The organism is Pseudomonas hormoni (genome assembly GCF_018502625.1).
Classification (GTDB): domain Bacteria; phylum Pseudomonadota; class Gammaproteobacteria; order Pseudomonadales; family Pseudomonadaceae; genus Aquipseudomonas; species Aquipseudomonas hormoni.
The window spans coordinates 5,847,408-5,870,599 of the sequence record NZ_CP075566.1 but is presented as its reverse complement, the minus strand read 5'-3'; the positions used below and the strand labels follow the sequence as shown (position 1 = coordinate 5,870,599).

The 23,192-nt window shown below is 62.2% G+C and carries 15 protein-coding genes; 3 read left to right on the top strand and 12 right to left on the bottom strand.

The features are described from left to right. Positions 1–15 precede the first annotated feature (15 nt). The 3 genes from KJF94_RS27305 to KJF94_RS27295 form a co-directional block, all read right to left on the bottom strand. Positions 16–6,969, bottom strand: coding sequence for an Ig-like domain-containing protein (locus KJF94_RS27305; RefSeq protein ID WP_214380107.1), 6,954 nt, complete (start codon positions 6,967–6,969; stop codon positions 16–18). 51 nt (positions 6,970–7,020) lie between these two features. Beyond that, a complete protein-coding gene (locus KJF94_RS27300; protein WP_250548325.1) occupies positions 7,021–7,866 on the bottom strand; it encodes a sulfotransferase family protein in 846 nt (281 codons plus the stop codon). Between the two features lie 119 nt (positions 7,867–7,985). After that, a complete protein-coding gene (locus KJF94_RS27295; RefSeq protein WP_214380105.1) occupies positions 7,986–9,557 on the bottom strand; it encodes a glycosyltransferase family 39 protein in 1,572 nt (523 codons plus the stop codon). Between the two features lie 242 nt (positions 9,558–9,799). Between KJF94_RS27295 and KJF94_RS27290 the strand changes: the two genes are divergently transcribed. Both KJF94_RS27290 and KJF94_RS27285 read left to right on the top strand, forming a co-directional pair. Next, a complete protein-coding gene (locus KJF94_RS27290) occupies positions 9,800–10,387 on the top strand; it encodes a phage tail protein (protein WP_214380104.1) in 588 nt (195 codons plus the stop codon). A gap of 55 nt (positions 10,388–10,442) precedes the next feature. Next, on the top strand, positions 10,443–10,754 hold the full coding sequence (locus KJF94_RS27285; RefSeq protein WP_214380103.1) for a DUF6916 family protein: 312 nt from the start codon (positions 10,443–10,445) through the stop codon (positions 10,752–10,754). Between the two features lie 138 nt (positions 10,755–10,892). Here the strand turns inward: KJF94_RS27285 and KJF94_RS27280 are convergent, their stop codons facing one another. The 8 genes from KJF94_RS27280 to KJF94_RS27245 all read right to left on the bottom strand — a co-directional run bounded on the left by KJF94_RS27280 (position 10,893) and on the right by KJF94_RS27245 (position 20,951). Next, positions 10,893–11,390 carry a GNAT family N-acetyltransferase gene (locus KJF94_RS27280; protein WP_214380102.1) on the bottom strand — a complete coding sequence of 166 codons (498 nt, stop codon included), beginning with the start codon at positions 11,388–11,390 and terminating at the stop codon, positions 10,893–10,895. Positions 11,391–11,401: 11 nt separating this feature from the next. Then, positions 11,402–13,498, bottom strand: coding sequence for an efflux RND transporter periplasmic adaptor subunit (locus KJF94_RS27275; RefSeq protein ID WP_214380101.1), 2,097 nt, complete (start codon positions 13,496–13,498; stop codon positions 11,402–11,404). Beyond that, complete coding sequence (locus KJF94_RS27270) at positions 13,499–14,818, bottom strand: efflux RND transporter periplasmic adaptor subunit (protein WP_214380100.1); 1,320 nt, start codon at positions 14,816–14,818, stop codon at positions 13,499–13,501. After that, complete coding sequence (locus tag KJF94_RS27265; protein ID WP_214380099.1) at positions 14,815–15,600, bottom strand: efflux RND transporter periplasmic adaptor subunit; 786 nt, start codon at positions 15,598–15,600, stop codon at positions 14,815–14,817. Before KJF94_RS27265 ends, KJF94_RS27270 begins: the two co-directional genes overlap by 4 nt. 69 nt (positions 15,601–15,669) lie before the next feature. Further along, positions 15,670–17,241 carry an efflux transporter outer membrane subunit gene (locus KJF94_RS27260; RefSeq protein WP_214380098.1) on the bottom strand — a complete coding sequence of 524 codons (1,572 nt, stop codon included), beginning with the start codon at positions 17,239–17,241 and terminating at the stop codon, positions 15,670–15,672. Next, on the bottom strand, positions 17,238–18,302 hold the full coding sequence (locus KJF94_RS27255) for an HlyD family secretion protein (protein WP_214380097.1): 1,065 nt from the start codon (positions 18,300–18,302) through the stop codon (positions 17,238–17,240). Before KJF94_RS27255 ends, KJF94_RS27260 begins: the two co-directional genes overlap by 4 nt. A gap of 26 nt (positions 18,303–18,328) precedes the next feature. After that, complete coding sequence (locus KJF94_RS27250; protein WP_214380096.1) at positions 18,329–19,864, bottom strand: MFS transporter; 1,536 nt, start codon at positions 19,862–19,864, stop codon at positions 18,329–18,331. Between the two features lie 166 nt (positions 19,865–20,030). Next, complete coding sequence (locus KJF94_RS27245) at positions 20,031–20,951, bottom strand: LysR family transcriptional regulator (protein WP_214380095.1); 921 nt, start codon at positions 20,949–20,951, stop codon at positions 20,031–20,033. Positions 20,952–21,264: 313 nt separating this feature from the next. Between KJF94_RS27245 and KJF94_RS27240 the strand changes: the two genes are divergently transcribed. Continuing rightward, on the top strand, positions 21,265–22,182 hold the full coding sequence (locus KJF94_RS27240; RefSeq protein WP_214378008.1) for an IS110 family transposase: 918 nt from the start codon (positions 21,265–21,267) through the stop codon (positions 22,180–22,182). A 123-nt stretch (positions 22,183–22,305) separates the two neighbouring features. Here the strand turns inward: KJF94_RS27240 and KJF94_RS27235 are convergent, their stop codons facing one another. Next, positions 22,306–23,172, bottom strand: coding sequence for an ABC transporter permease (locus KJF94_RS27235; RefSeq protein ID WP_008024502.1), 867 nt, complete (start codon positions 23,170–23,172; stop codon positions 22,306–22,308). Positions 23,173–23,192 lie beyond the last annotated feature (20 nt).

The window sequence follows — 23,192 nt, the reverse complement described above, 5'->3', positions numbered from 1 at the left end:
GTTTTAACTGTTGTGTCAGGCCTGCATTTCGCTGATGCCGGCCTGTTTCAAAGCAGCGGCCAGGTCGTTGACCTGCAGTTGCTCGGTGTCCTTGAGCTGCTGCAATTGCTGGACGAGACTGGGCGCGCCAAACACGCCGCGCAGGCCCTGGGAAACATCACTGGCCTTGATCGAATGACTGCCGAATGAGTTGAGCGAATCCCGCTCGTTGCCGACGTCCTGATTGAACAGACTCGACAACGTGCTGGTGCTGAACACCCCGCCATCGCCGCCGCCGAAACCGAGGAAGCCGTGACCTGCACCTTCACCGCCGCTCTCGCTACTGGTGAACACTTGCGCGATAAAGCTCTGCGCCAGCGCGCCGTTGTTCATGAAAATGTCGCCCAGCGGCCGGATGCCGTTGCCGATGACCCGGTCTTCGAACAACGGCGCAAAGGTCAGCGGTGAACCGAGATCCCCGGTGGGAGGGATGAAAACGATCGGTTGCAGCGGCACGTTGGGTTGATCGGCCACGGTCACCGGGTCACTGCTGAGAAATTGCGGGTCCGGTGTCACCGACACGATGCCTATCGCGTAATTGTTGGAAACCGACACGCTGTCACCCGCGTTACCGGCCAGATCGGTGACGTTGCTGGTGTCGAGGGCGATGAAGTTGCTCGGGTCGCTGACATTGGCAGTGGGCGTGAAGGTGGCGGTCCACGTCTTGCCACCGTCGCTGCTGCTCAAGCCGGTCAAATCTCCGTTGGTCACGCTCAAATCCGACAGGTCGAAATTGCTCACCGCTTCGCTGAAGGTGAACGTCACCACCGTGCTCTGCCCGGCGCTCATGTTCGGGTTGGCGACCACGATGCTCACTGTCGGCCGCGTCGCGTCCAGTGCGTAGTTGTTGGAAATGGCGATGCTCGCGCCGACGTTGCCGGCGGCGTCCTGCACGGTACCGGTGTCGAGCACGATCAGGTTGGTCGCGTCGTTCATGCCGGCGGTCGGTGTCAGGGTCGCGGTCCAGGTGATGCCGCCGTCGCTGCTGTTCAGGTTCGACAGCGCGCCATTGGCGACGCTGATGTCCGACAGGTCGAAACCGCTCACCGCTTCGCTGAAGGTGATGGTCACCGTGGTGGTGTCGCCGATGCCCAGGCGATTGTCGGCAACCACGATGGTGGCGCTCGGCAGCGCGGTGTCGATGGCGAAATTGTTGGAGTTGGTGGTGCCAGTGCCGGCGTTGCCCGAGGCATTTTGCACACCGCTGTTGTCCAGTGTGATCAGGTTACTGGTGTCGGTGATGCTCGCCGTCGGAGTGAACGTCGCCGTCCAGGTGATGCCGCCATCGCTCGACGACACGTTGCTGAGCGTGCCATTCGCGATCGTCAGGTCGGCGTTGGAGAAGCCGCTCACCGCTTCGCTGAAGGTGATCGTGACCAGTGAAGTTTCACCCGCTTTCAGCGCCGTGTCGGCGACCACGATGGTGGCTGTCGGCAGCACAGTGTCGATCGTAAAGTTCGCCGAGTTGGTGATTCCGCTGCCCGTGTTACCGGCAACGTCGGTCACCCCGGTGTTGTTCAGGGTGACGACGTTGCTGGAGTCCTTGATGCCGACCGTCGGTGTGAAGGTGGCGGTCCAGGTGATACCGCCGTCACTGCTGCTCACCGCACTCAACGTGCCGTTGGGGATGCTCAGGTCACTGTTGTCGAAACCGGTCATCGCCTCGCTGAAGGTGATGGTCACCAGCGAGGTTTCGCCCGCGCTGAGGGTGCTGTCGGCGACCACGATCGTAGCGGTCGGGCGTTGGCTGTCGATGGCGTAGTTATTGGAATCGGTCGTGCCGCTGCCGGTATTGCCGGCCCCATCGATCACCCCGGTGTTGTCCAGGGTAATCAGGTTGGTCGAGTCGGTGATGCTCGCCGTCGGCGTCAGGGTTGCGGTGTAGGTGATGTTATCGCTGGTGCTGAGGTTGCTCAGCGTGCCATTGCTCACCGTCAGATCGGCGGTGGTGAATCCCGTCACCGCCTCGCTGAAGGTGATGGTCACCACCGACGTTTGACCCACCGCCAGCGCCGGATCCGCGACCACGATGGTTGCCGTTGGCCGCACGGTGTCGATGGTGTAGTTGTTGGAGTCGGTGGTGCCGCTACCCGCGTTGCCCGAGGCGTTTTGTACACCGCTGTTGTCCAGGGTGATCAGGTTGCTGCTGTCGGTGATGGCACTGGTCGGGGTGAAGGTCGCCGTCCAGGTGATGCCGCCATCGCTGCTGCTCACCGCACTCAGCGTGCCGTTGGCGATGGTCAGGTCGGCGTTGCTGAAACCGGTCACTGCCTCGGAGAACGTGACGGTGACCATGGACGTTTCGCCAATTTTCAGTGCGTTGTCGGCGACGACGATGGTGGCCGTCGGCGCCACGGTGTCGATCGTGTAGTTGCCGGAGTTGGTGGTGCCGCTGCCCGTGTTCCCGGAGAGGTCCGCCACACCGGTATTGTTCAGGGTGATGACGTTGCTCGAGTCATTCACGCCCACCGTTGGCGTGAAGGTGGCGGTCCAGGTGATGCCGCCGTCGCTGCTGCTCACTGCCGTCAGCGTACCGTTGGCGATGGTCAGGTCCGCGTTGGTAAAACCACTGACCGCTTCACTGAAGGTGATCGTCACCAGCGAGGTTTCGCCGGCACTCAGGGTCGGGTCTGCCAGGACGATGGTCGCGGTAGGCCGGACCGTGTCGATGGCGTAGTTGTTGGAATCGGTCGTGCCACTGCCGGCGTTGCCCGAGAGGTCGTTGATGCCGGTGTTGTCCAGGGTGATCAGGTTGGTTGTGTCGTTGATGCTGGCGCTCGGCGTAAATGTCGCGGTCCAGGTGAGGCCGCCATCGCTGCTGCTCACCGCGGTCAATGTGCCGTTGGCAATCGTCAGGTCCGCGTTGGTGAAACCGCTGACCGCTTCGCTGAAGGTGATCGTCACCAGCGAGGTTTCACCGATTCTCAGCGCAGTGTCCGCGACAACGACCGTCGCCGTCGGGCGCACGGTGTCGATGGCGTAGTTGTTTGAATTGCTGGTGCCGCTGCCCACGTTGCCGGAGCTGGCCGATTGCACGCCGCTGTTATCCAGGATGATCAGGTTGGTCGCATCGGTGGTGCTGGCGGACGGCGTGAACGTGGCGGTCCAGGTAATGCCGCCGTCGCTGCTGCTCACCGCGCTCAAGGTGCCGTTGGCAATCGTCAGGTCGGCGTTGCTGAAACCGGTCACCGCCTCGGAGAAGGTGATGGTCACCAGCGATGTTTCGCCGATTTTCAAAGCGTTGTCGGCGACGACAATGGTGGCCGTCGGCGCCACGGTATCGATCGTGTAGTTGCCGGAGTTGGTGGTGCCGCTGCCCGTGTTGCCAGAGAGGTCGGCCACACCGGTATTGGCCAGGGTGATGACGTTGGTTGCGTCATTCACACCCGACGTGGGCGTGAAGGTTGCGGTCCAGGTGATACCGCCGTCGCTGCTGCTCACCGCCGTCAAGGTGCCGTTGGCAATCGTCAGGTCGGCGTTGGTGAAACCGCTCACGGCCTCGGAGAAGGTGATGGTCACCAGCGACGTTTCACCCGCTGTCAGCGAAGTATCGGCCAGCACAATTGTGGCCGTCGGCCGCACGGTGTCGATGGCGTAGTTGTTGGAATCGGTTGTGCCGCTGCCGGCGTTGCCCGACAGGTCGCTGATGCCGGTGTTGTCCAGGGTGATCAGGTTGGTCGTGTCGTTGATGCTGGCGCTCGGCGTGAAGGTCGCGGTCCAGGTGATGCCGCCGTCGCTGCTGCTCACCGCCGTCAGCGTACCGTTGGCGATGGTCAGGTCGGCGTTGGTGAAACCGCTGACCGCTTCACTGAAGGTGATGGTCACCAGCGAGGTTTCGCCGATTCTCAACGCTGTATCGGCCACGACGATGGTTGCCGTTGGCCGCACGGTGTCGATCGCGTAGTTGTTGGAGTTGGTGGTGCCGCTGCCGGCATTGCCCGCCAGGTCACTGAGCCCCGTGTTATCCAGGGTAATCAGGTTGGTCGTGTCGTTGATGCTGGCGGTCGGGGTAAAGGTCGCCGTCCAGGTGATGCCGCCGTCGCTGCTGCTCACTGCCGTCAGCGTACCGTTGGCAATGGTCAGGTCTGCGTTGGTGAAACCGCTCACCGCCTCGGCGAAGGTGATGGTCACCAGCGACGTCTCACCGATTTTCAGCGCAGTGTCCGCGACAACGATTGTCGCGGTCGGACGGAGTGTATCGATGACATAGTTGTTGGAATCGGTGGTGCCGGTCCCGGCGTTGCCCGCCAGGTCGCTCACTCCGGTGTTGTTCAGGGTGATCAGGTTGGTCGTGTCGTTGATGCTCGCGTTCGGGGTGAACGTGGCGGTCCAGGTGATGCCGCCGTCGCTGCTGCTCACCGCCGTCAGCGTGCCGTTGGCGATGGTCAGGTCGGCGTTGGTGAATCCGCTGACCGCTTCGCTGAAGGCGATGGTCACCAGCGAGGTTTCGCCAATTTTCAGCGCCGTGTCTGTTACCACGATGGTCGCGGTTGGCCGCACGGTATCGATGGCGTAGTTGTTCGAATCGGTGGTGCCGCTACCGGCGTTGCCTGCCAGGTCACTGACCCCGGTGTTGTCCATGGTGATCAGGTTGGTCGCGTCCGTAATGCTGGCAGTCGGGGTGAAGGTCCCCGTCCAGGTAATGCCGCCATCGCCGCTGCTCACCGAGGTCAACGTGCCGTTGGCAATCGTCAGGTCGGCATTGGTGAGACCGGTGACCGCTTCGTTGAAGGTGATGGTCACCAGCGACGTTTCGCCAACCTTGAGGGCCGTGTCGGCAAATACGATGCTGGCGGTTGGCCGTGCCGTGTCGACGACGTAGTTATTGGAATTGGTGGTACCGACGCCAGCAGTGCCCAGTCCGTTGATCACCCCGGTGTTGTCCAGAGTGATGACGTTGGTGGTATCGGAGATACTGCCGGTCGGCGTGAAGGTTGCCGTCCAGGTGATACCGCCGTCGCTGCTGCTCACCGCACTCAAGGTGCCGTTGGCGAGGGTCAGGTCCGCATTGGTAAAACCGGTCACGGCCTCGGAGAAGGTGATCGTCACCAGGCTCGTTTCGCCGATGCTCAGTGTGGTATCGGCGACCACAATGGTCGCGGTCGGCGGCGGTGAATACGCGGTGTTGAGTACACCGCCGTCGTTGTAGATGCTCGCCACGGCGGTTGGCGATAAGCCCGTTGTCCCCCCGCCCAGCGCAGCGCCACCGGCACCACTGCCGGCGGCGTTACCGGCCAGCGCCGCGAAGTTGGCGGCTGTGATCAGCAGCGTGCCTTTGTTCCAGATCGCACCGACGCCCCGGCCACCGATGCCGCCGTTGGAGGCGTTGCTGCCATAGCCACCCCCACCGCCGCCGCCACCACCGGCGCCGATGTTGTTGCTAATGGTCGACGTGCCAACGATGGTCATGGTGCCGGTGCTTGCGTTGTAGATCCCACCCACCGCGTTACCGCCCGCGCCACCGACCTTGTCCCAACCGGCGCCGCCACCACCGCCGCCAATGGAAATCGTGCCATTGCTGGCGGTCGCGCCGTTACCGCCGTTGCTGTAATAGGCAACGCCCACCCCACCCGCACCGCCCGTGCTGGTACCGCCGCGACCGCCCATGTGGGTCGCGTCATAACCGCCGCCGTAGCCACCGGCATTGGCACTGCCCGGACCGCCGCCCAACGTGCCGGTGCCCGGTCCTGCCGAGCCACCATGTCCGCCGTTCTGGCCGCCCAGACCGCCGCCACCGCCACCGGCTCCGCCGTAAAACGCCCCGGTGACACCGCCGCCACCACCGCCACCAGAGGCCGCGTTGGAGGTCACGGTCACGTTTTTCAGGGTTAGAATCCCGGCGTTGAAAATCCCCCCGGCCATCGAGCCCGTGGCCCCATAGCCCCCGTTGCCACCCGTGCCCGTTACCAGGCCACGAGTGATCACCAGACCATCCAGGGTCACGGTTCTGCCCGCCGCGACTTCAATCACCCGGGTCCTGTACTGACCGTCGAGAATCACATCCGCCGCACCGTCATTGTTCAAGTCGCCATCAACGGTGATGTTCTTGTTGATCAGCAGTTCAGAGGTCAGCTGCACCGTCATGCTGGCGTTGAAGGTGACGATATCGCCGTTCTGCGCCGACGCGATGGCGGCACGCAACGAGCCGACGCCGGCGTTGGCGTTGTTGTTGGCCGTCCAGGTTGCCAGGCCCCACTGATAGTCGCTCATGGCCATTTTCGACAGCACGTTGGCGCTTTCAATGTTGCCGGTAGCGATCTCCAGATCCCAGTCGCCGCCCACGCCGGTGCGGTTGCTGGACGCCGCCACATCACGGCCGGTCAGTTGCGCCAGGGAATCGACGAAACTTAAACCCCGTTCACCCTCGGCGGTGTAGCAGCCGTAGATCATGATGTCGCCACCGACGTTCATGTCCTTGCCGATTTCCGCCAGCACCGCACTGCGGGCCGCGACGTTGTCGGCCGACAGGTAACTGTCCCCCAGCCACAGATCGCCCGCGTTGCCATGGGCGATGATCTGCACCGAGCTGATGCCCTGATGGGTGTCCAGATAGTCGGCTATCTGCTGCAAGCCGTCCTTGGTGGCGTCGAGTTGAACCACCTGAGTGCCGGGCGCCACACCTTTGAGCAGGCTGTCGGCATCCTTGACCCGGGAATCGACGAACACCACGCTCTGTCCCGGCACGGCAACGGGCGCCACGGCAGGCGTGGCATCGGCCTGGCCGTGGGTGTCCTGACTGGCGACGGGTTTCTCGGCGACCGGTGGCTTCGCCGCGTCAGCCGTGGTGTGGCTGTCAGCCTGGACGGTTTCGGCAACAGTGGCCGCCACCGCGCCGTCGAACAGCATGCGCGGCTCCAGGGACATGATCATCGGAGAGGCCAGCGCTCGTGCGCCATTGGTAACCCGCGACTTGCCGTTGCTCCACCACATGTTGCTCACCCGGACTCGAACGTTCTTTCTGCGTAAACGAAAATGCCGCGATCAACTGATCGCGGCATCGGCTTTCATACGAATGACATTGGCGGCGCTGGCGGAGCCATCGAGCCAGAAGGACAATTCTGCGTACTGCTTGAACAAATCCGGCGGCAGAATCGTGCGCCGCGATTGCAACTCGACTTTGGGTTTGACCTTGTGCAGGCCCGATACACCCAAGGCTTGATCGAACTCCGGCGCGTCGTAGGCCAGGTTGTCGAAATCGTGCTCGAACCAGGGTTCGCCAATGAAGTCGTAGACCAGCCGCATCACCCGGTCAGGCGCCTGGGTCAGCAGGTCGTAATCGACGATCAGCAGCGAGTCGGCGTGCTCACCGTAATAGGCTTCCTTGAGCGCAGCCCAGGCGAAACCGACCAGGCGATTGCGTTGGACCAGGGTTTCGCAGCGGCTGTAGACCGTATTGCGTTCGACCGCATCGCCAAACAGCTTGGTGTTTTCGAACGGGTTGGCGCGATAAAGACGTTCGATGCTGTCCATGACCCAAGCGACATTGCGCACACAGGCAATGACCTTGGCTTGCGGGAACAGATCGCTGATCGCCGGCAGGCGCGAACTCCACAAGCGGTTGGTGTCGAACACCACCGGCTTGTCGGCCTTGTCGGCGTAATAGGAATCGAACAGACCGCGAAGCAAACGGCGGCGCAGGGGAGTATCGATCACCGCGCCGAACTCGCTGCCGGCGCTGCACTGTTCCAGGACACCGGAAAAGAGCGCGCCAACGGGGCTGGTCATGCCGGCATGGAAACGCGGGTTCTGCAAAAGGATTGCAGAAAGCAGGGTCGAGCCTGAACGCGGCAAGCCGGAGATAAAATGGAATTTGTGCAATCCCTTCACCCTGGTCATAAGTCCTTTATGTATGACGGAGCGTAGACCATGAATGGCCTTACGAGCAGTGGTGCTTTGATATCAAATCGAAGCTAAGCCAACGGGGAAATGCAATTTTCGTTACAGCCTCAAGGCCGCACGAACAAGCGCGCGTTGGCGCCGCCCGCACGGGTTTCGCCAACGCGCTGCCAGCCGGCGGGCAACGGCGCGAATTCGTCCGGCGCATCGACGGTGCCGATCAGCCAGACTCGACCACTGCCCTTGGGCAAACTGTCGAGGCTGTCGAGGTAAGTGTCCTGGGTTACCAACGTGCCGAAACCATAGGCATTCGGCCGGCTCGACACACCATTGGCCAACGGCGGCGTGTACAGCAACGGTTGGGTGTCGGTGCGGTTGTAATAGACGTAACTGAGGTACCAGAGCATATCGCTGGTGACGATCCGGTCACCGGTCACGAAGTGCTGGTTGACGTAATCGACCATGACGTTGATCTGATCCTGGGTGTCCACCGTGGCGTTGTTCTTCAGGCCCACCAGCTCAACGCCGACAAACAGCACCAGCACCGTCACGGCCAGCACCCGAAAGCCTGAATACAGGCGATCCACCGCCAGCGCGACCATCATCGGCAGCCCCAGCGCATAGGCCGTCAGGTAGCGCTCGATAAACACCGGCGTGATAAACGACACCCCGAACACCAGCAGCAACGGCAACGCTGTGTAGATCACCAGCAGGACACTGCCACGAAAGACACTGCGGTCCCGCGCCACCCCCACGCCAGCAATGACCGCCAACACCAGCGGCATTGCGATGAAAAGCAGGGTCGGCAGATTTTCGCCATCGTCCTGGATCAGGAACGACCAGAGCATCGAAGGTAACGAGCCGAACGTGACCGGTGTTTCCCAACCCACGTCGCCATTGGCCTTGAGCTGATCCATGTGCTGGAGCAGATCGATCAGGCTCGGCACCCACGGCAAGTACAACAACACGATCGCCGCGTTCGCCAGCCACCAGCCGGGGCGTTGAATATGCCGCAAGCGATAACCCGGTTGTACGCGGATCAACCCCAGGTACAACCAGTGGCAGAGCACGCACAGGGCAGTGAAGTAATGGGTGTAGAACGCAGCCGTCATCAACAGCGCATACGCCACCAGGTATCGCGTGCGATGGGGGCTTCTGATCCAGTAGACCAGGGCAATCGTGGCGCCGATCAGCCACATCCCCAGCAATGAATACATGCGCACTTCCTGGCTGTAACGCACCGCCGTGGGCAACAGTGCCAGCAGGAAACCGGCCAGCAGCGCCGCACGGCGAGTGGCGAGCAAGTCCATCAGCCAAACGCCGAGCCACACCGTGGCGATGCCGGGTAAAGCGCTGAGGCTGCGGATCGAAAAAATGCCATCGCCGAACAACTCGACCCACCCATGCAGCAGCAGGAAATACAGGGGTGGATGCACGTCGCGTCCGGCGTGCACCCAGATGTCGGTCAGTGAAAACTGGCTCAGCAGCAGGCTGGACCCTTCGTCGCCCCAGATGGCCGCCGCCGTCAGGTCGTAGAAACGCACCAGCGTCGCCAACGCCAGGATCGGCAACAGCCAATGCTCCCGCGCCCATCGCAACCAGCGCTGAACAATCGCCCAGACGCCGGGTGCTGCGTGCGGTTCCTGGGTGCCGCCAAGCGGTGTTTCTCTGCGCGCCTCCATTGCTTCCCCCCTGAAACGAGCCCCGACCACAACACCTGTTGATCACTGTAGGACGGCGCACGATCGACGTCGATGCTGGCTTTGCGACCAACGACATTCGGCCGTGATACGCATCAACTACGCTCTGCTTTGGCGTGACTCAGCCAGGGAAATGAATGGAGTCGGCTGATCGCAACGATGGGCCCGGAAGTCCGGGCTACCCTTGCGGCGCGCCAGACAACTAACCTGAGGGATGAGGAACTATGGAAGTATTCATCGGCACAATTCAGCCTTTCGCCTTTAACTACGCGCCCAGCGGCTGGGCGTTGTGTAATGGCCAGACGCTCTCCGTCCAGCAATACAACGCACTGTTCGCGCTGCTGGGGGTCAACTTCGGCGGCAATGGCTCGACCAATTTCATGCTGCCCAACCTGCAAGGCCGAATGCCGGTTTGCATGGGTGACGGGCTGAACCTGACCCCACGGGTCATCGGCGAATTCTCAGGGACCGAGAACGTCACCGCGACCATCACCAACCTGCCCAATCACACCCACGCCCTCTCCGGGCTGACGGCCACCACCACCCTGCAACTCGCCAGCCCGGCGAGCAACCCGGTCACCAATCCCACCGCGACCAACTCGTACATCGGCGCCTCGGGCGGCGGACCTGGTTCGGCGAGCATCTACTCCGATCAGCAAGGTGCGACGGCCGTGCCGGTCAAGGGGGTGGCCACGACGGTTACCGGGGAAATTTCTTCCGCCGGCAACGGCCTGCCCATGGAAACCATGAACCCGTTCCTGGTGCTCAACTTCAGCATTGCCCTCGAAGGGCTGTTCCCTTCGCGCGGTTGAGGTTCGGCCGGGGGACTCAAATCCCCCGGTCACTTTCATTTTTGGGAGTGACGCCATGCTGCAACAGGTTCAACGCCAACACTTTCAGACGCTGCTGGGCAAGACTGTCACGCTGCGGCTGCCGGATGGCAGTGAGTTGCCGATTCATATCGACAGCCTTGAAGAAACACCCCGGTCGCGGATGCCAAACAGCGAGCGCATGCCGTTCCTGGTCGAGTTCAACAGCCTGCTACCCACGGAGTTCATCGATGGGTTGTGTGCGCTGGAGTTACCGGAACTTGGCCAAGTGGAGGATATTTTTGTCTCCCGGGTGCCCGTCATGGGCCGCGATCCAGGCGTGGGTTACTTCTACATCGCATTCAACTGACTCACCGGGATCAAAATGTGGGAGCGGGCTTGCTCGCGAATGCGGTGTTTCAGTCGACATCAATTTTGAATGTCAGTCCGCATTCGCGAGCAAGTCGAATCGTCGCACCGCCGCTCCCACATTGGCTCTGCGTTGTGCTCAAGTCTGCGGATACCACACCAACCGCTCCGCCGCCGGATTACGCTCTTCAACCTGAAACCCCAGCGCCAGGTAATGCTGGCGTGCGTGGGCATTGTTGGCCCAGACCACCGTGGCGACCGGGCAACGAATCTGCTGCGCGGCTTTCTGCACGCCTTGCAGCACCGCGCGACCGTAACCCTGCCCGCGAGCCTGCGGGATGAACGCCAGGTACAGCACCCGAATTTCATTGGGGCCGAAATCGGTGGTCAACGCGCCGATGGCCGTGCCGAGCTTCTCGATCACGTAGTGCATGGCATTGGGGAAGTGCTCCCCCAGCCCTTGCTCCTGTACCTGGAATTGTTGGGACACCACCTGTTCGACGACTTCTCGCTCACCGTCGATCCATTGCAGATCCGGTCGTGCCGACTGATAGAGACTCTGTAGAAAAGGTCCATCGTCAGTGCGCGACGGTCGCACCACCAAACCCTCGGCCGCCACGGAATCCGTATTCGTCATCGCTGCTCTCCCTAGAAACCGCTTTCTCTGACACCCAGCGCTACCATGCGCCGCCACGCAACGCCCAGCACCGACTCGCCGCGCCCTTGCAACACCACCACGCCGCGCAACGGTTGCACAGGCGTTGGCGCCTCATCGAGACTGCTCATACGCGCACCATATTGCCCTTGCACCGGCTCGGCCCGTTGCTGCGGATCCCGGCGCACGGCAATCGGCCCGTGGTGGTCGGACGTCAGCGCTTCCTGATCGACATAGGCCGCACCGTTGGTGTCGACTTCAGTCAGTTGCACAGCGATCGCCGGGTGCATCGGGTCATCGGCGATGAACCGACCGCGAGCGCCCGGTGCCACACGCCACAACTCGGCCTCGGCCAGATAACCACGCAACCGCACGCCGTCCTCCACCACCCGCGCCAGCGGCTCCTTGGTCGCCAGCCAGCGGCCGACGGCCAGTTGCGGCAACAGGTCGCGCACGCTACCGGCATGGGGTGCGCGCAGCAGCAAACGTTCTCGCTGGGCCGCCAACCCGCGGTATTCGGCCACCGCTTCAGCCAGACGCTGCTCGACGATACCCGCGTCCGCCGCGGTCTCGCTACGACTCGCCTGCCGACGCATCTGCAATTGCTGGATCTGGATTTCGCGGCGCACGATCGCCTGGCGCGAGTCCAGGTCCGGCGATTCCAGTTCGATGAGCACATCACCCTGAGCGACCTTTTGCCCATCGTGCACATTCACCACTTTGACCCGCGCCGCCACCGGCGCATGTAACGCACTGACCCGTCCCGCCTCGAGCATCGACGGCAACTCCACCGCACTGCGCCAGGGCAGCGCCAGAAACAGCACGAAGGCGAGCAGTCCCAACGTACTCAACAACACCCGCGGTGCATGGGCCTGATCCCGGCGGCTCCACCACTCCCGCCATTCGCGCACGATCGGCAGAAAGATGAACCACACCAGTTCAACCAGCATCAGGAAGATGCCCAGCAGCTTGAAAAACAAGTGATACACCGCCAGCGCAATCCCGAAAAACAGAACCGCGCGCCACAGCCATGAGCCGTAGCCCCACACCAACAGACGTCGCTGCATCCTCGGCGACAAAGGCTCCGGAGCCGGTTCGCCATAGCCGAACAGGGTTTCGCGCAGGTGCCAGCGACACAGGGCAAAGGCGCGCCCCTGCAGGTTGTCCACCTCCCAGAAATCGCTGAGCAGAAAATAGCCATCAAAACGCATGAACGGGTTGAGGTTGATCACCAGCGTGGTCATCCAGGTCGCGCTGGCGAGCATGAACGCCGCCGTGCGCGCCGGCCCGTCGGGCAGCAGCGACCAGGCCAGCAGGGCGATACTCGCCAGCAGCAGTTCGGCCAGTACGCCACCGGCGCCGATCAGCAATCGGGCACGTCGATCGTTGACCCGCCAGGCATCGCTGACGTCGGTGTAAAACATCGGCAACATCACCATGAACGCCACGCCCATGCTCTGCACCCGACACCCCGCGCGCTTGGCCATGAACGCGTGGCCGAATTCGTGGCAGAGCTTGGCAAAAAACAACGCCACGCCGAAGGCCAGTGCACCACCGAGGCTGAATAAATGAGGGAAGGTCGCGATAAATCGCTGCCAGTCCCGGGATACCAGAAACACCCCGAGGCCCAGCGTTGCCGGAAGCCCGAAGCGCAGCACTCTCGGGCCGAAACGCGCCAGCCAGGGCCAGGCTCGATTGAGAAACGCATCCGGTCGCCAGAGCGGGATCCGGAAAAACAGGTACTGATGCAACAGAATCTGCCACAGCGACTGACGCTGGGCGGCGGCCTTCAGGCTGTAACTGTCGCGCTGCTGCGGGTCGAGGGCACTGATCAGATCATGGCTACGCAGAAAGCCCAGCAGTTGTTCCAGATCGCTGCCGCCCAACGGCAAGCCCGGCTCGCGATTGGCGGCGTGCAGGACCTGCTCGGGATCACCCAGGGACCAATGGCGCAGCAAGCGCATCGCCGCCACGCCGAGTTTGAAATAGCGGCCGCGCACCGGGTCGGCCAGGGTCCAGCGCGGCGAGCCGTCCAGCGCCGGTGAAGCGGGGGTCAGCTGCAAGTCCGCACGCAGGCTCGGCAAGCTCATCTACAGCCCCACACTCTGGCGCAAACCGGCCAGGGGTTTGCGCAGCAGGTAGAGCGCCAGCGGCGCACGATCACCGAAGACTTTCGCCGTGCCGCGCAGGCCGATACGCGGTGGCGCCTGATCGAAACTGGCATCGAGTCGATAGGCCAACTGGCCGCCGGCCGTGGGTTGCGCTTCGTACGCCGCGCGCTCGAGCCGGGCCAGATGCCGCTGCAACGGATCGCTGTCGAGGAACAGCGCGACTTGCGCGCCGGGCTCCAGAGAGATCGCGTCGCCAACGGCCAGTTCGATGCGCAGTTCGGCCTGGGTCGGATCGGCAATTTCCATCAACCGCTCGCCGGTCTGCACCGGTTTCCCGGTCCAGCGCTCGGCGTCGGCGAACACGGCGATACCGTCGCGCTCGGCGCGCACTTCGCTGCGTTTGAGCAGCTCACGGGCGTAGTCCCGTTCGGCGCGTTTTTGCTCGACGCGCGCGGCCAGCAGATCAATTTTCGAACTGGACTCGGCATCGGCAAACGAACGCTGGGAATTGGCCTTCAATTCAGCTTCGGCCACGCCCAGGGCACGTTCGGCCACATCGGCCTGAGCCTTGAGCGTGGTGCTTTCAAAGCGCAGCAGCAGGTCGCCGGTTTTCACCGTCTGGTTGGGTTTGACCAGGAACTCGGCGATCACCCCGTCCAGCGGCGCTGCGACGACCCGGCCGCCCAATGGCACCACTTCCGCCGGCGCCAGCACCGATTGGCGCACCGGGATCAACAGCCCGAGCAACAGCACGGCCAGCAGTGCCACCTGACGTTTTCGGGTCCAGCGCAATCGCCACGGTTGGCGCGGCTGCAGCGCCAGCCAGGCATGGCTGTACGTGTCGCCGAGTTGCGACAGCAGCACTTGCTCCGGCGGGTTCCACGGCAGATCCCGGGCCAGCCACAGGCCGCCGAACACTTCACCTTGATGATCGATCAGCGGCAACCAGAACACCTGGGCAGGAGACAGGCTTTGCCAGTCCGCCTGGATCGATTCGCTGAGAAGATCGGGCGAAATCACCCGCGCCTTTTTCAACACATCGCCCTTGAACAACTGCGCCACCGCCTGCTCGACGAACGCCACGAACGGCGCATTCGGGTCCACGGCACTGACGCCCGTCACCGCCTGCACCTTGCCGGCAATCAATAACGCGGCATGGCGAAAACCGAACAGCGCCTGAGCGTCATTGACCAGGCTGTAGGCCAGTTGCGACGGATTGCGCGCGGCGCGGGTCTGGCGTTCAAGATCAAGAAAACGGGCGAAGACCTGTTCCACGCCGCCAGTTACCGGGGCGTTCACTTAAGCTCCGCGAAACGCGCCGTGCCGCTCATGCCGGCCAACAAACCTGAGGCGCTGGGCAGCGTCGCGACCAACAGCAAGGTCTGGCTGCCTTCGTCAATTCGCGCGCCCAGCCGTTTGACCGTGGCATCCAGCGGCTTACCGGTTTCATCGGGGACAAAACTGAAGGTCTGGCCGGGCTTGAGTTTGCCCATCCAGCGCGACGGCACCAGCAAATGGATTTCCAGCGTGCGGTTGTCGACCACATCCAGCAACGGCGCACCAGCGGCGACGCTTTCATAACGCTGAACCTTGCGTTCAACGACCTGACCATCAAACGGCGCCACCACGCTGCAGCGTTTGACCTGAACCTGATACACCTGGGATTGCGCCTGCGTCTCGCTGAGCCTGGCCTCGGCCCGCGCCACTTCGAACCGCCCGACCGAATTCAATGCCGCTAGCTGTCTGTTGTGAGCCAGCTCTTCATTGGCCCCACGGCTGGCCGCCTGCGCCGCATTGAGCTGCGCCTGATAGGCCGAACAATCGAAACGCGCCAGCGTATCGCCCTTCTTGAACGACTCGCCCTCACTGAACGGCAACTCGACAATCCGCCCGGACAACTCACTGGCGAGCATCGCCTGATCCCGAGCCCGCAACACACCACGGGCCTCACTGCTGGCTGCCGAACTACTGCTGCCGACGCTGCTGCTGTCCAACAGCGGATCGTCTGCTACGGGCGTTTGCGCCTGAGCGGTACACGTTACAAAGGTCAATCCGATAACCCACACACGAACTCGTCGCATAACCGTAACTCCCTGACGGATGAGCGGAGTCTATGACAGCGTGGGTGAGCGTCAAGGTGATGGAGTTTTTTACCTGAGTTGCGCCATCTCCCCCACCGGATACACCGACTCCCATCCCCCACCCAACGCCTTGTACAACCCGACCATCGCCAGCGACACCCCGGTCGAACTCTCGACCCATTGCTGCTGGGTCGCCAGCAACTCGCCTTGCACAGTGAGGACGTTGACGAAGTCCACCACCCCTTCCACGTACTGTTGTTGCGCGGTACGCAGGGCGATCTGGTTTTGGCGTACGGCTTCGGCGAGGCTGTCGCGGCGCAGTTGGCTGGCGTTGTAGGCGGTCAGTTGGTCGTCGATTTCATGCCAGGCCCGCAGCACGGTTTGCTGGTAGGCGATGGCGGCTTCCTGTTGCTGGGCTTCACGCAAGTTCAGCACGCCGCGCAGGCGGCCGCCATCGAACAGCGGCAGGCTGAATTGCGGGCCGATGCCGAAAGCACGTGAGCCCCATGAGCCGAGATCGCTCAATTGCATCGCTTGGGAGCCGACGTTGCCCGACAGGGTGATGCGCGGATAGAAATCACCCTTGGCCACACCAATGTTCGCCGTGGCGGCATGCAGGCGAGCTTCGGCCTGACGGATGTCCGGGCGGCGTTCGGCCAGTTGCGACGGCAGGCCAATGGCGACCTGGCGCGGGGTTTGTGGCACCGGCGCGTCTGTGGATAACTCGGCATGCAGCGCCTGGGGCGGTTCGCCCATCAACAGGCTCAGCGCATTGATCAGTTGCGACTGACGCTGCTCCAGCGCCGGCAGGCGCGATTCGATGGCGGCGACTTGCGCGGCGGCTTCGGCGACATCGAGGTCGGTGGCGACACCGTCGGCCAGGCGCAGCTGCGACAGTTTCAGGCTATGGCGGGCGACGTCGAGGTTCTCTTCCGTGACGGCACGCGTACTTTGCACGCCGCGTAGCTGAATGTAGTCCTGAGCGGTTTCGGCAAGGACAGACAACAGCACGCCGCGCTGGTCGTTTTCCGCGACTTCCAGCGTGGCATCCGCCGCTTCGGTTTCGCGGCGCACCCGACCCCAGAAATCCAGTTCCCAGGAGGCGGAGAAGCCGGCATCCCACAAATTGAACGCCGAGTTACCATTGTGCCCCGAAGGATCGCTCAGACCTTCGCCGCTGTTGCGTTTACGCACGTAGCTGCCCGTGGCGGCGGTGTTGGGGTAGCGGTCTGCGGTGATCACCTGGCGCGCGGCGCGACTTTGCTGCAGGCGGCTGCTGGCGAGTTTCAGGTCGAGGTTGTCGGTCAGGGCACGCCGGGTCAGGGCCGAGAGTTTCGGGTCGTGGAAGACGTCCCACCAGCGTTCGTCCATGGTTTCGGCGACGGCTTGGCTGGCGGCCGCTTTTTGTGGTTTTGACCATTCGCTGATTTGTGGTGCCTGCGGTTTCTGGAAGTCCGGGCCGACGGTGCAGGCGCTCAGGGTCAGGAGGCTCAGCACCAAAGCCACTGAATGACCGCTGACCTTGTGGCGAGGGAGCTTGCTCCCGCTCGAGTGCGCAGCACTCGCAAATTTTGGGTCCGCTTCGCGGCCCAGCGGGAGCAAGCTCCCTCGCCACACAGGTGCGTAATTAACGAAGTTCATCGTTGCGCAACCTCATGCTCACCGGTGTCAGCCGTATCAATACTCGCCTCCACCGACATCCCCACGCGAAGCCGTTCAGCCAACGCTTGCCCTGGATCCAGAACGATTTTCACCGGAATCCGCTGCACAACCTTGGTGAAGTTGCCGGTCGCGTTGTCCGGTTTGATCGACGCGAAAGTCACGCCAGTCGCAGGCGCAATACTCTCCACGCGACCGCGCAACGCTTCGCCGCCAAGACTGTCGACGCGCACCTGCACACTCTGGCCCGGTTGCACATCGGTCAGTTGGGTCTCCTGAAAATTGGCGACCACATACGCCTGCGTCAGCGGCACCACCGCCAGCAACTTGCTGCCCGGCGTGACATACGCGCCAACCCGCACCGCGCGCTCACCGACCATACCGTCCTGCGGCGCGACGATGCGCGTATAGGACAGCTCGTAGCTGGCCATTTCCAGCGCCGCTTGCGCCCGCTTCAATCCACCGTCTGCCGCATCACGCTGGGCGGTGAGGATGTCCACCTGCTTGCGTTCCGCCGCCAACACCGCTGTCGCATTGGCCAACCGGGCGCTGGCCTGATCGATACGCGTACGGGCTTGCTGAGCGTTCTGCACCGTACCTGCGCCAACACCAGCGAGGTGGTTGTAGCGGTTCAATTCATGTTCGGCGAACGCCATCTCCGCCTTGGCCGACACGACCGTGGCTTGCGCCTGAGCAATCACCGACGTCTGGCGCTCAAGGGTTGCACGAGCGTTTTGCAGCTGCGCCCGCGCCACCAGCGTTTCGGCGTCGGCGGCTTGAGCGGCGGCGCGCAGGTCCCGGTCATCGATCAGCGCCAGCAATTGCCCGGCCTTGACCTGCTGGTTGTCTTCCACCAGCACTTCTTTGATGAACCCGGCGACGCGGGGCACCACCAGGGTGAAGTCCGCGGAGACAAAGGCGTCATTGGTGTTCTGTTGCGTGCGCTTGCCGAACATCCCCGGCGCGATCAGATAAACCAGCACGCCGACCGCCACCAGGGCGACGACGCCCACGGCCACTTTTTTCGTTGATTGAGTCGTCATAAAACCCTTCTGTTTCAGTGGAGCATTCAGGTCGGCGCACGCGGCGGAAAGATCCGCGTCGGCAGCCAGAAAATCAGCAGGATCAGCGTCAGGGCGACGCCGCTCATGCACAGATAAAGATCCGAGGCCGTCAGCACCACGGCCTGCTCATGTAACCGATGGGCAAGCCCCGCGTTGTCACTGTCGGCCAGCGGCGAGTTGCCGAGGCGGTCCACCAACATGGTCGAATGAAAGTGCAGCCGCGACGTGGTCAGCGCGTCGATCACACCGGTGGCGATCACCGCTGACAGGCCTTTTACGGTGTTGAACCAGGCCGAAGCGAACGGCCCTTCCATCGGGCTGATGCTGCCGGTCGAGAGCATCAACAGCGGCAACACCGCCATGGGTTGCCCGAAGATTTGCAGCAGTTGCAGCACGTAGAAATCGTCGCGAATCCACACCGAGGTCAGCTGCGAACCGCCGATGCACGACAGCGCCAGCATGCTCAGGCCGATCCCCAGCACCCAGCGGCAATCGATCCAGCGCAGGTTGCACAGCGCCGCTACCAGCGGCAGCGCGATCAACTGCGGCAGCGCTGCCAGCAGCATGATCGGGGCGGTCTGCACCGGGCGATAACCCTGCACCTGCGCCAGGTAACTGGAGGGAATGATGATCACCGCCAGCAAGATCACCAGCACCCCGGCCAGGGTCAGCAAGGCGAACGACAGGTTGCGGATGCCGAGCATCTGCATCTTGAAAAACGGGATCGGTTGCAACCATTCGTTGATCAGGAACAGCACCAGCAACACCACGCCACCGCCGAGCAAGCCGCAGATCAGGTTCGACTCGAACCAGTCCAGCCGGTTGCCCTGCAGGATGCCGATCACCAGCATGCAAATCGCCGGAAAACCCAATAACAACCCGCGCCAGTTGAATTGCTTGAAACGCTCCAGGCGCAGTGGGTCCTGGGGCAAGCCGTAGGCCACCGCCGCTATGGCGATCAGGCACGGCGCGATGATTTGCCAGAACGTCCATTGCCAGCCGACATGCTCGGTCCACAACCCGGCCAGCGGCGTGCCGAGCCCGGGGCCGAACGTCGCCGTCAGGGCATAACCGGCCAGGCCGTAGAGCTTCACGTTGGCCGGCAAAAAGCGCAGGGCGACGGTCATCAGCATCGGCGGCAACGCACCGCCCGCCAGACCTTGCAAGGTACGCATCAGCAGCAGGCTTTCGTAGTTCGGCGCGAAGGGGCACAGAACGCCCAACAAGGTAAACACGCTGATCGCACAGAGCGTGAAGCGTCGCAACGAGAACGTCACCGAGCACCACGGCGCGAATGCCATCGCGGCCACCGAGGTCGCGGTGTAACTGGCGACCAGCCAGGTGCCTTCGTCATAGCCGATGGCCAATGCGCCGCGAATGTCGGCTAGGGCGACCTTGGTCACCATCTCGTTGAGGCCCGATACCAGCACCGCCAGCAACACGCCCACCAGACCGATGATGATCCGCGGGCCGAAGACCGGTGGTGTCACGGCGGTAGGGCTGGCCGCGGCGAGAGGTGCCGGGGCTGTGAGGGAAGTCATGGACTGCAAGCTCCGGGAATGGATTCCGAAGCATTTTAAGAAGCGTGGAAGGTGACGAAAATCAACTTATTGGCAGGTTATAAGTGCGTTCCATGCAGCAATACAGAACCCTGTGGGAGCGAGACCGGCTTGCCGGCCTCGCTCCCACAGGGATTTGCTATTCGCTTCAAGTGGGCTGTGCAGCCAGCCACGTCTCGTCGCAACACGCCTTGAGCGTTTCACGCATCCAGCGATGCGCCGGGTCTTTGTCGAAACGCGGGTGCCAGGCCTGGGTCAGCATAAGGGTCGGCAACGGGATCGGCAGTGTGAATGAACGCAGCTTCAACCCCAGGCGCCTTACGCTCAGCAGCGCTTCCTTGGGCACCGGCAGAATCAGATCGGAATCCGGCAACGCAAACATCGCCGCATGGAAACTCGGCGCGATCACCGCGACCCGCCGTTCCAGCCCCAAGGCATTCAGCGCCGTATCGATCGGGCCGCGAGCAATGCCGCGACGGGACATGCTGATATGAGAAAACCCGGCGAAACGCTCGGCCGTGATCTCTTCGTCGAACAGCGGATGGTCGTCGCGCACCAGGCCGACAAAGTGCGTGGAGAACAGGTTCTGCACCTTCACTTCCGGCATCAGCGGCCGGTTGTTGCTGACACTCAAATCGATGCGTCCTTCACGCAACGCTTCGTCATCCCCATCGCCCTCCGGGACAAAGCGCAGTTCGCAGTGCGGCGCCTGACGCTCCATCGTGTCGAAGAGCTTGCCGCCGTAGACGCCGACAAAGAAATCGTTGGCGCGAATGCTGAAGCGTCGACGCAAACTGCCCAGCTCCACGTCGTCGGCAGATTGGAACAGCAGCGCGGCCTGCTCAACCAGATCCCGCACCTGCTCACGCAACGCCAGCGCCTTGGGCGTCGGCACGAGGCCACGGCCGGCGCGCACCAGAATCGGATCGCCGATGGCCTCGCGGATTCGTGTGAGCGTGCGGCTCATGGCCGCCGGGCTGAGGTTCATTCGTCGCGCGGCGCCCACCACGCTGCCTTCGTCGAGCAAGGCGTCGAGGGCGACCAGAAGATTCATGTCCGGGAGTTGCATGCTGAGCACTCGTGGCTGATCTGGATTGATTCAGACGCAATGCTAGCAAACATCCCTCAAGTGATGTGTTGGTAGTCCCGGCCCCATCGCGGGCAAGCCCGCTTGTGTCTAGATCTAGGAATAAGCTCTGGGGTGAGAGGGGTGAATGGCAAGCTGTGAGTCCGCGGTGCTTAAAGCACGTGTGGGAGCCAAGCTGCCATTCACCTTTCCACTCTGGCCCATAAGCCCGAACAGTTGGACGAGCAGCCACTCGAAATCACAAGCGTGGGCAAAGCCAGAGCACTCTCACTCCTGAGTGTAAGAGGGTTTTGCCATGATTTCCTGGGTCGGCATCGATATCTCCAAATCAAACCTCGTTGTTTGGGTTCAACCAGACGGTGAAGGTTTTGAGCTTTCAAACACCTCAGAAGGCTGTGTTGAGCTTCTTCAGCGCTTGAGCCAGTACGAGGTTGGCCGAGTTCTGCTGGAGGCCACGGGAGGCTACGAACGCAAGGTCATGGCCGCATTGCTAGGTGCCAACTTCAATGTCCTCAGGATCAATCCTCGCCGGGCCAGGGCTTTCGCCGTGGCGATGGGCAAAAATGCCAAGACCGATCTGATCGATGCAGCTGTGTTGGCCGATTTCGCCGAGGTCTTGAAGATGGACGGCGACAAGGTCATTTCGCCTGAGCGTGAAGCGTTGCGCGAGCTGGTTCAGCAACGCGAGCACTTCGTACAGCAACGGGACGACAATAAGCGCCGGCTTCAGCAGGCTCAGCTACCCGCTGTTGTGGCGGCAATCAAAGGCCATATTCATTATCTGCAAGTTCAGATCAAGCAGCTCGATAAAACCATCCACCAGAGCATGCACGACCTGGACGCAGAAAAAACCGAGCGGCTCATCTCTGTTAAAGGTATCGGCACGGTCGCCACTGCCAGTTTGCTGGTTTACCTGCCCGAATTGGGCAAGCTTGACCGTCGTGAGATCGCCGCACTGGCAGGAATTGCACCCTGCAACGATGACAGCGGCAATCACAGCGGGAAACGCCAAATCTATGGAGGAAGAGCCCGTGTGAGGCGTGCGCTTTACATGTCCTGCTGGGTGGTGATCCGCTATCAAGCTGACTTTAAAGCACGCTATGACGCTCTTCGGGCGCGAGGCAAGAGCGCGAAAGTCGCGCTCATCGCCTGCATGCGAATATTACTGATCAGACTGAATGCCATGCTGAGAGACGGCACCGAATGGCGATGACGAATGGCAGGGTGAAGACAGTTGCTCCCACAAGAATCTTCAGTGGATGCAGATTTTCTAAACGGCAAAAAAACCTGTGGGAGCGGGCTTGCCCGCGATGAGGCCAGACCAGACAAAACAGGTCTACCGCTGCATCCCCCACCGCTTCACCGTCACCCGCTCCAGCGAATCAAACACCAGATTCTCCACCAGCAACCCAATCAAAATCACCACCGCCAACCCGGCAAACACCTTGTCGGTGTACAGCTCATTACGATTCTGAAAGATGTACCAACCCAAACCACCCTTGCCACTGGTCGCGCCAAACACCAACTCAGCGGCAATCAGCGTGCGCCAGGCAAAGGCCCAGCCGATTTTCAGACCGGCAAGAATCGACGGCAGCGCTGCCGGGATCAGGATGAACAACACGAAACGCATGCCCTTCAAACCGTAATTGCGCCCGGCCATGCGCAACGTTTCCGAGACGCCCAAAAAACCCGCATAGGTATTCAAGGCCAACGCCCAAAGCACCGAATGCACCAGCACGAAAATCAGGCTGTTCTGCCCCAACCCGAACCACAACAGCGCCAGCGGCAACAGCGCAATCGCCGGCAGCGGGTTGAACATCGACGTCAGTGTGCTCAGCAGATCGCGACCGAACTGCGTCGACACCGCCAGCGTGGTCAGGGCAAACGCCAGGACGATGCCGATCAGGTAACCCTTGAGCAACACCACCAGGGAAATCCACACTTTGCCCAGCAATTCGCCGCTGAGCAGGCCGTCATACAGCGCGCTGGCGGTTTGCAAAAAACTCGGCAGCAACAAGTCGTTGTTCTGAATGCGCGCAACCACTTCCCACAGCACCGCGAGCAAAATCAGGATCAGGCTTTTGCGAATCCAGCCCTGTTGCCACAGGCGTTGACCAAGGGGCAACTCACGCTCCAGCGGTACGCTGGTCAGCGGCTGCAAAACGGTTTCAAATTCTTCACGCGCAGATGATAACTGGCTCATCGGGCACTCCTCTCAATGGC

Excerpts from the sequence above, each read along its gene's own strand:
- KJF94_RS27305 (WP_214380107.1), bottom strand. The coding sequence starts at position 6,969 with ATGTGGTGGAGCAACGGCAAGTCGCGGGTTACCAATGGCGCACGAGCG.
- KJF94_RS27295 (WP_214380105.1), bottom strand. The coding sequence starts at position 9,557 with ATGGAGGCGCGCAGAGAAACACCGCTTGGCGGCACCCAGGAACCGCAC.
- KJF94_RS27290 (WP_214380104.1), top strand. The coding sequence starts at position 9,800 with ATGGAAGTATTCATCGGCACAATTCAGCCTTTCGCCTTTAACTACGCG.
- KJF94_RS27285 (WP_214380103.1), top strand. The coding sequence starts at position 10,443 with ATGCTGCAACAGGTTCAACGCCAACACTTTCAGACGCTGCTGGGCAAG.
- KJF94_RS27280 (WP_214380102.1), bottom strand. The coding sequence starts at position 11,390 with ATGACGAATACGGATTCCGTGGCGGCCGAGGGTTTGGTGGTGCGACCG.
- KJF94_RS27275 (WP_214380101.1), bottom strand. The coding sequence starts at position 13,498 with ATGAGCTTGCCGAGCCTGCGTGCGGACTTGCAGCTGACCCCCGCTTCA.
- KJF94_RS27265 (WP_214380099.1), bottom strand. The coding sequence starts at position 15,600 with ATGCGACGAGTTCGTGTGTGGGTTATCGGATTGACCTTTGTAACGTGT.
- KJF94_RS27260 (WP_214380098.1), bottom strand. The coding sequence starts at position 17,241 with ATGAACTTCGTTAATTACGCACCTGTGTGGCGAGGGAGCTTGCTCCCG.
- KJF94_RS27255 (WP_214380097.1), bottom strand. The coding sequence starts at position 18,302 with ATGACGACTCAATCAACGAAAAAAGTGGCCGTGGGCGTCGTCGCCCTG.
- KJF94_RS27250 (WP_214380096.1), bottom strand. The coding sequence starts at position 19,864 with ATGACTTCCCTCACAGCCCCGGCACCTCTCGCCGCGGCCAGCCCTACC.
- KJF94_RS27245 (WP_214380095.1), bottom strand. The coding sequence starts at position 20,951 with ATGCAACTCCCGGACATGAATCTTCTGGTCGCCCTCGACGCCTTGCTC.
- KJF94_RS27240 (WP_214378008.1), top strand. The coding sequence starts at position 21,265 with ATGATTTCCTGGGTCGGCATCGATATCTCCAAATCAAACCTCGTTGTT.
- KJF94_RS27235 (WP_008024502.1), bottom strand. The coding sequence starts at position 23,172 with ATGAGCCAGTTATCATCTGCGCGTGAAGAATTTGAAACCGTTTTGCAG.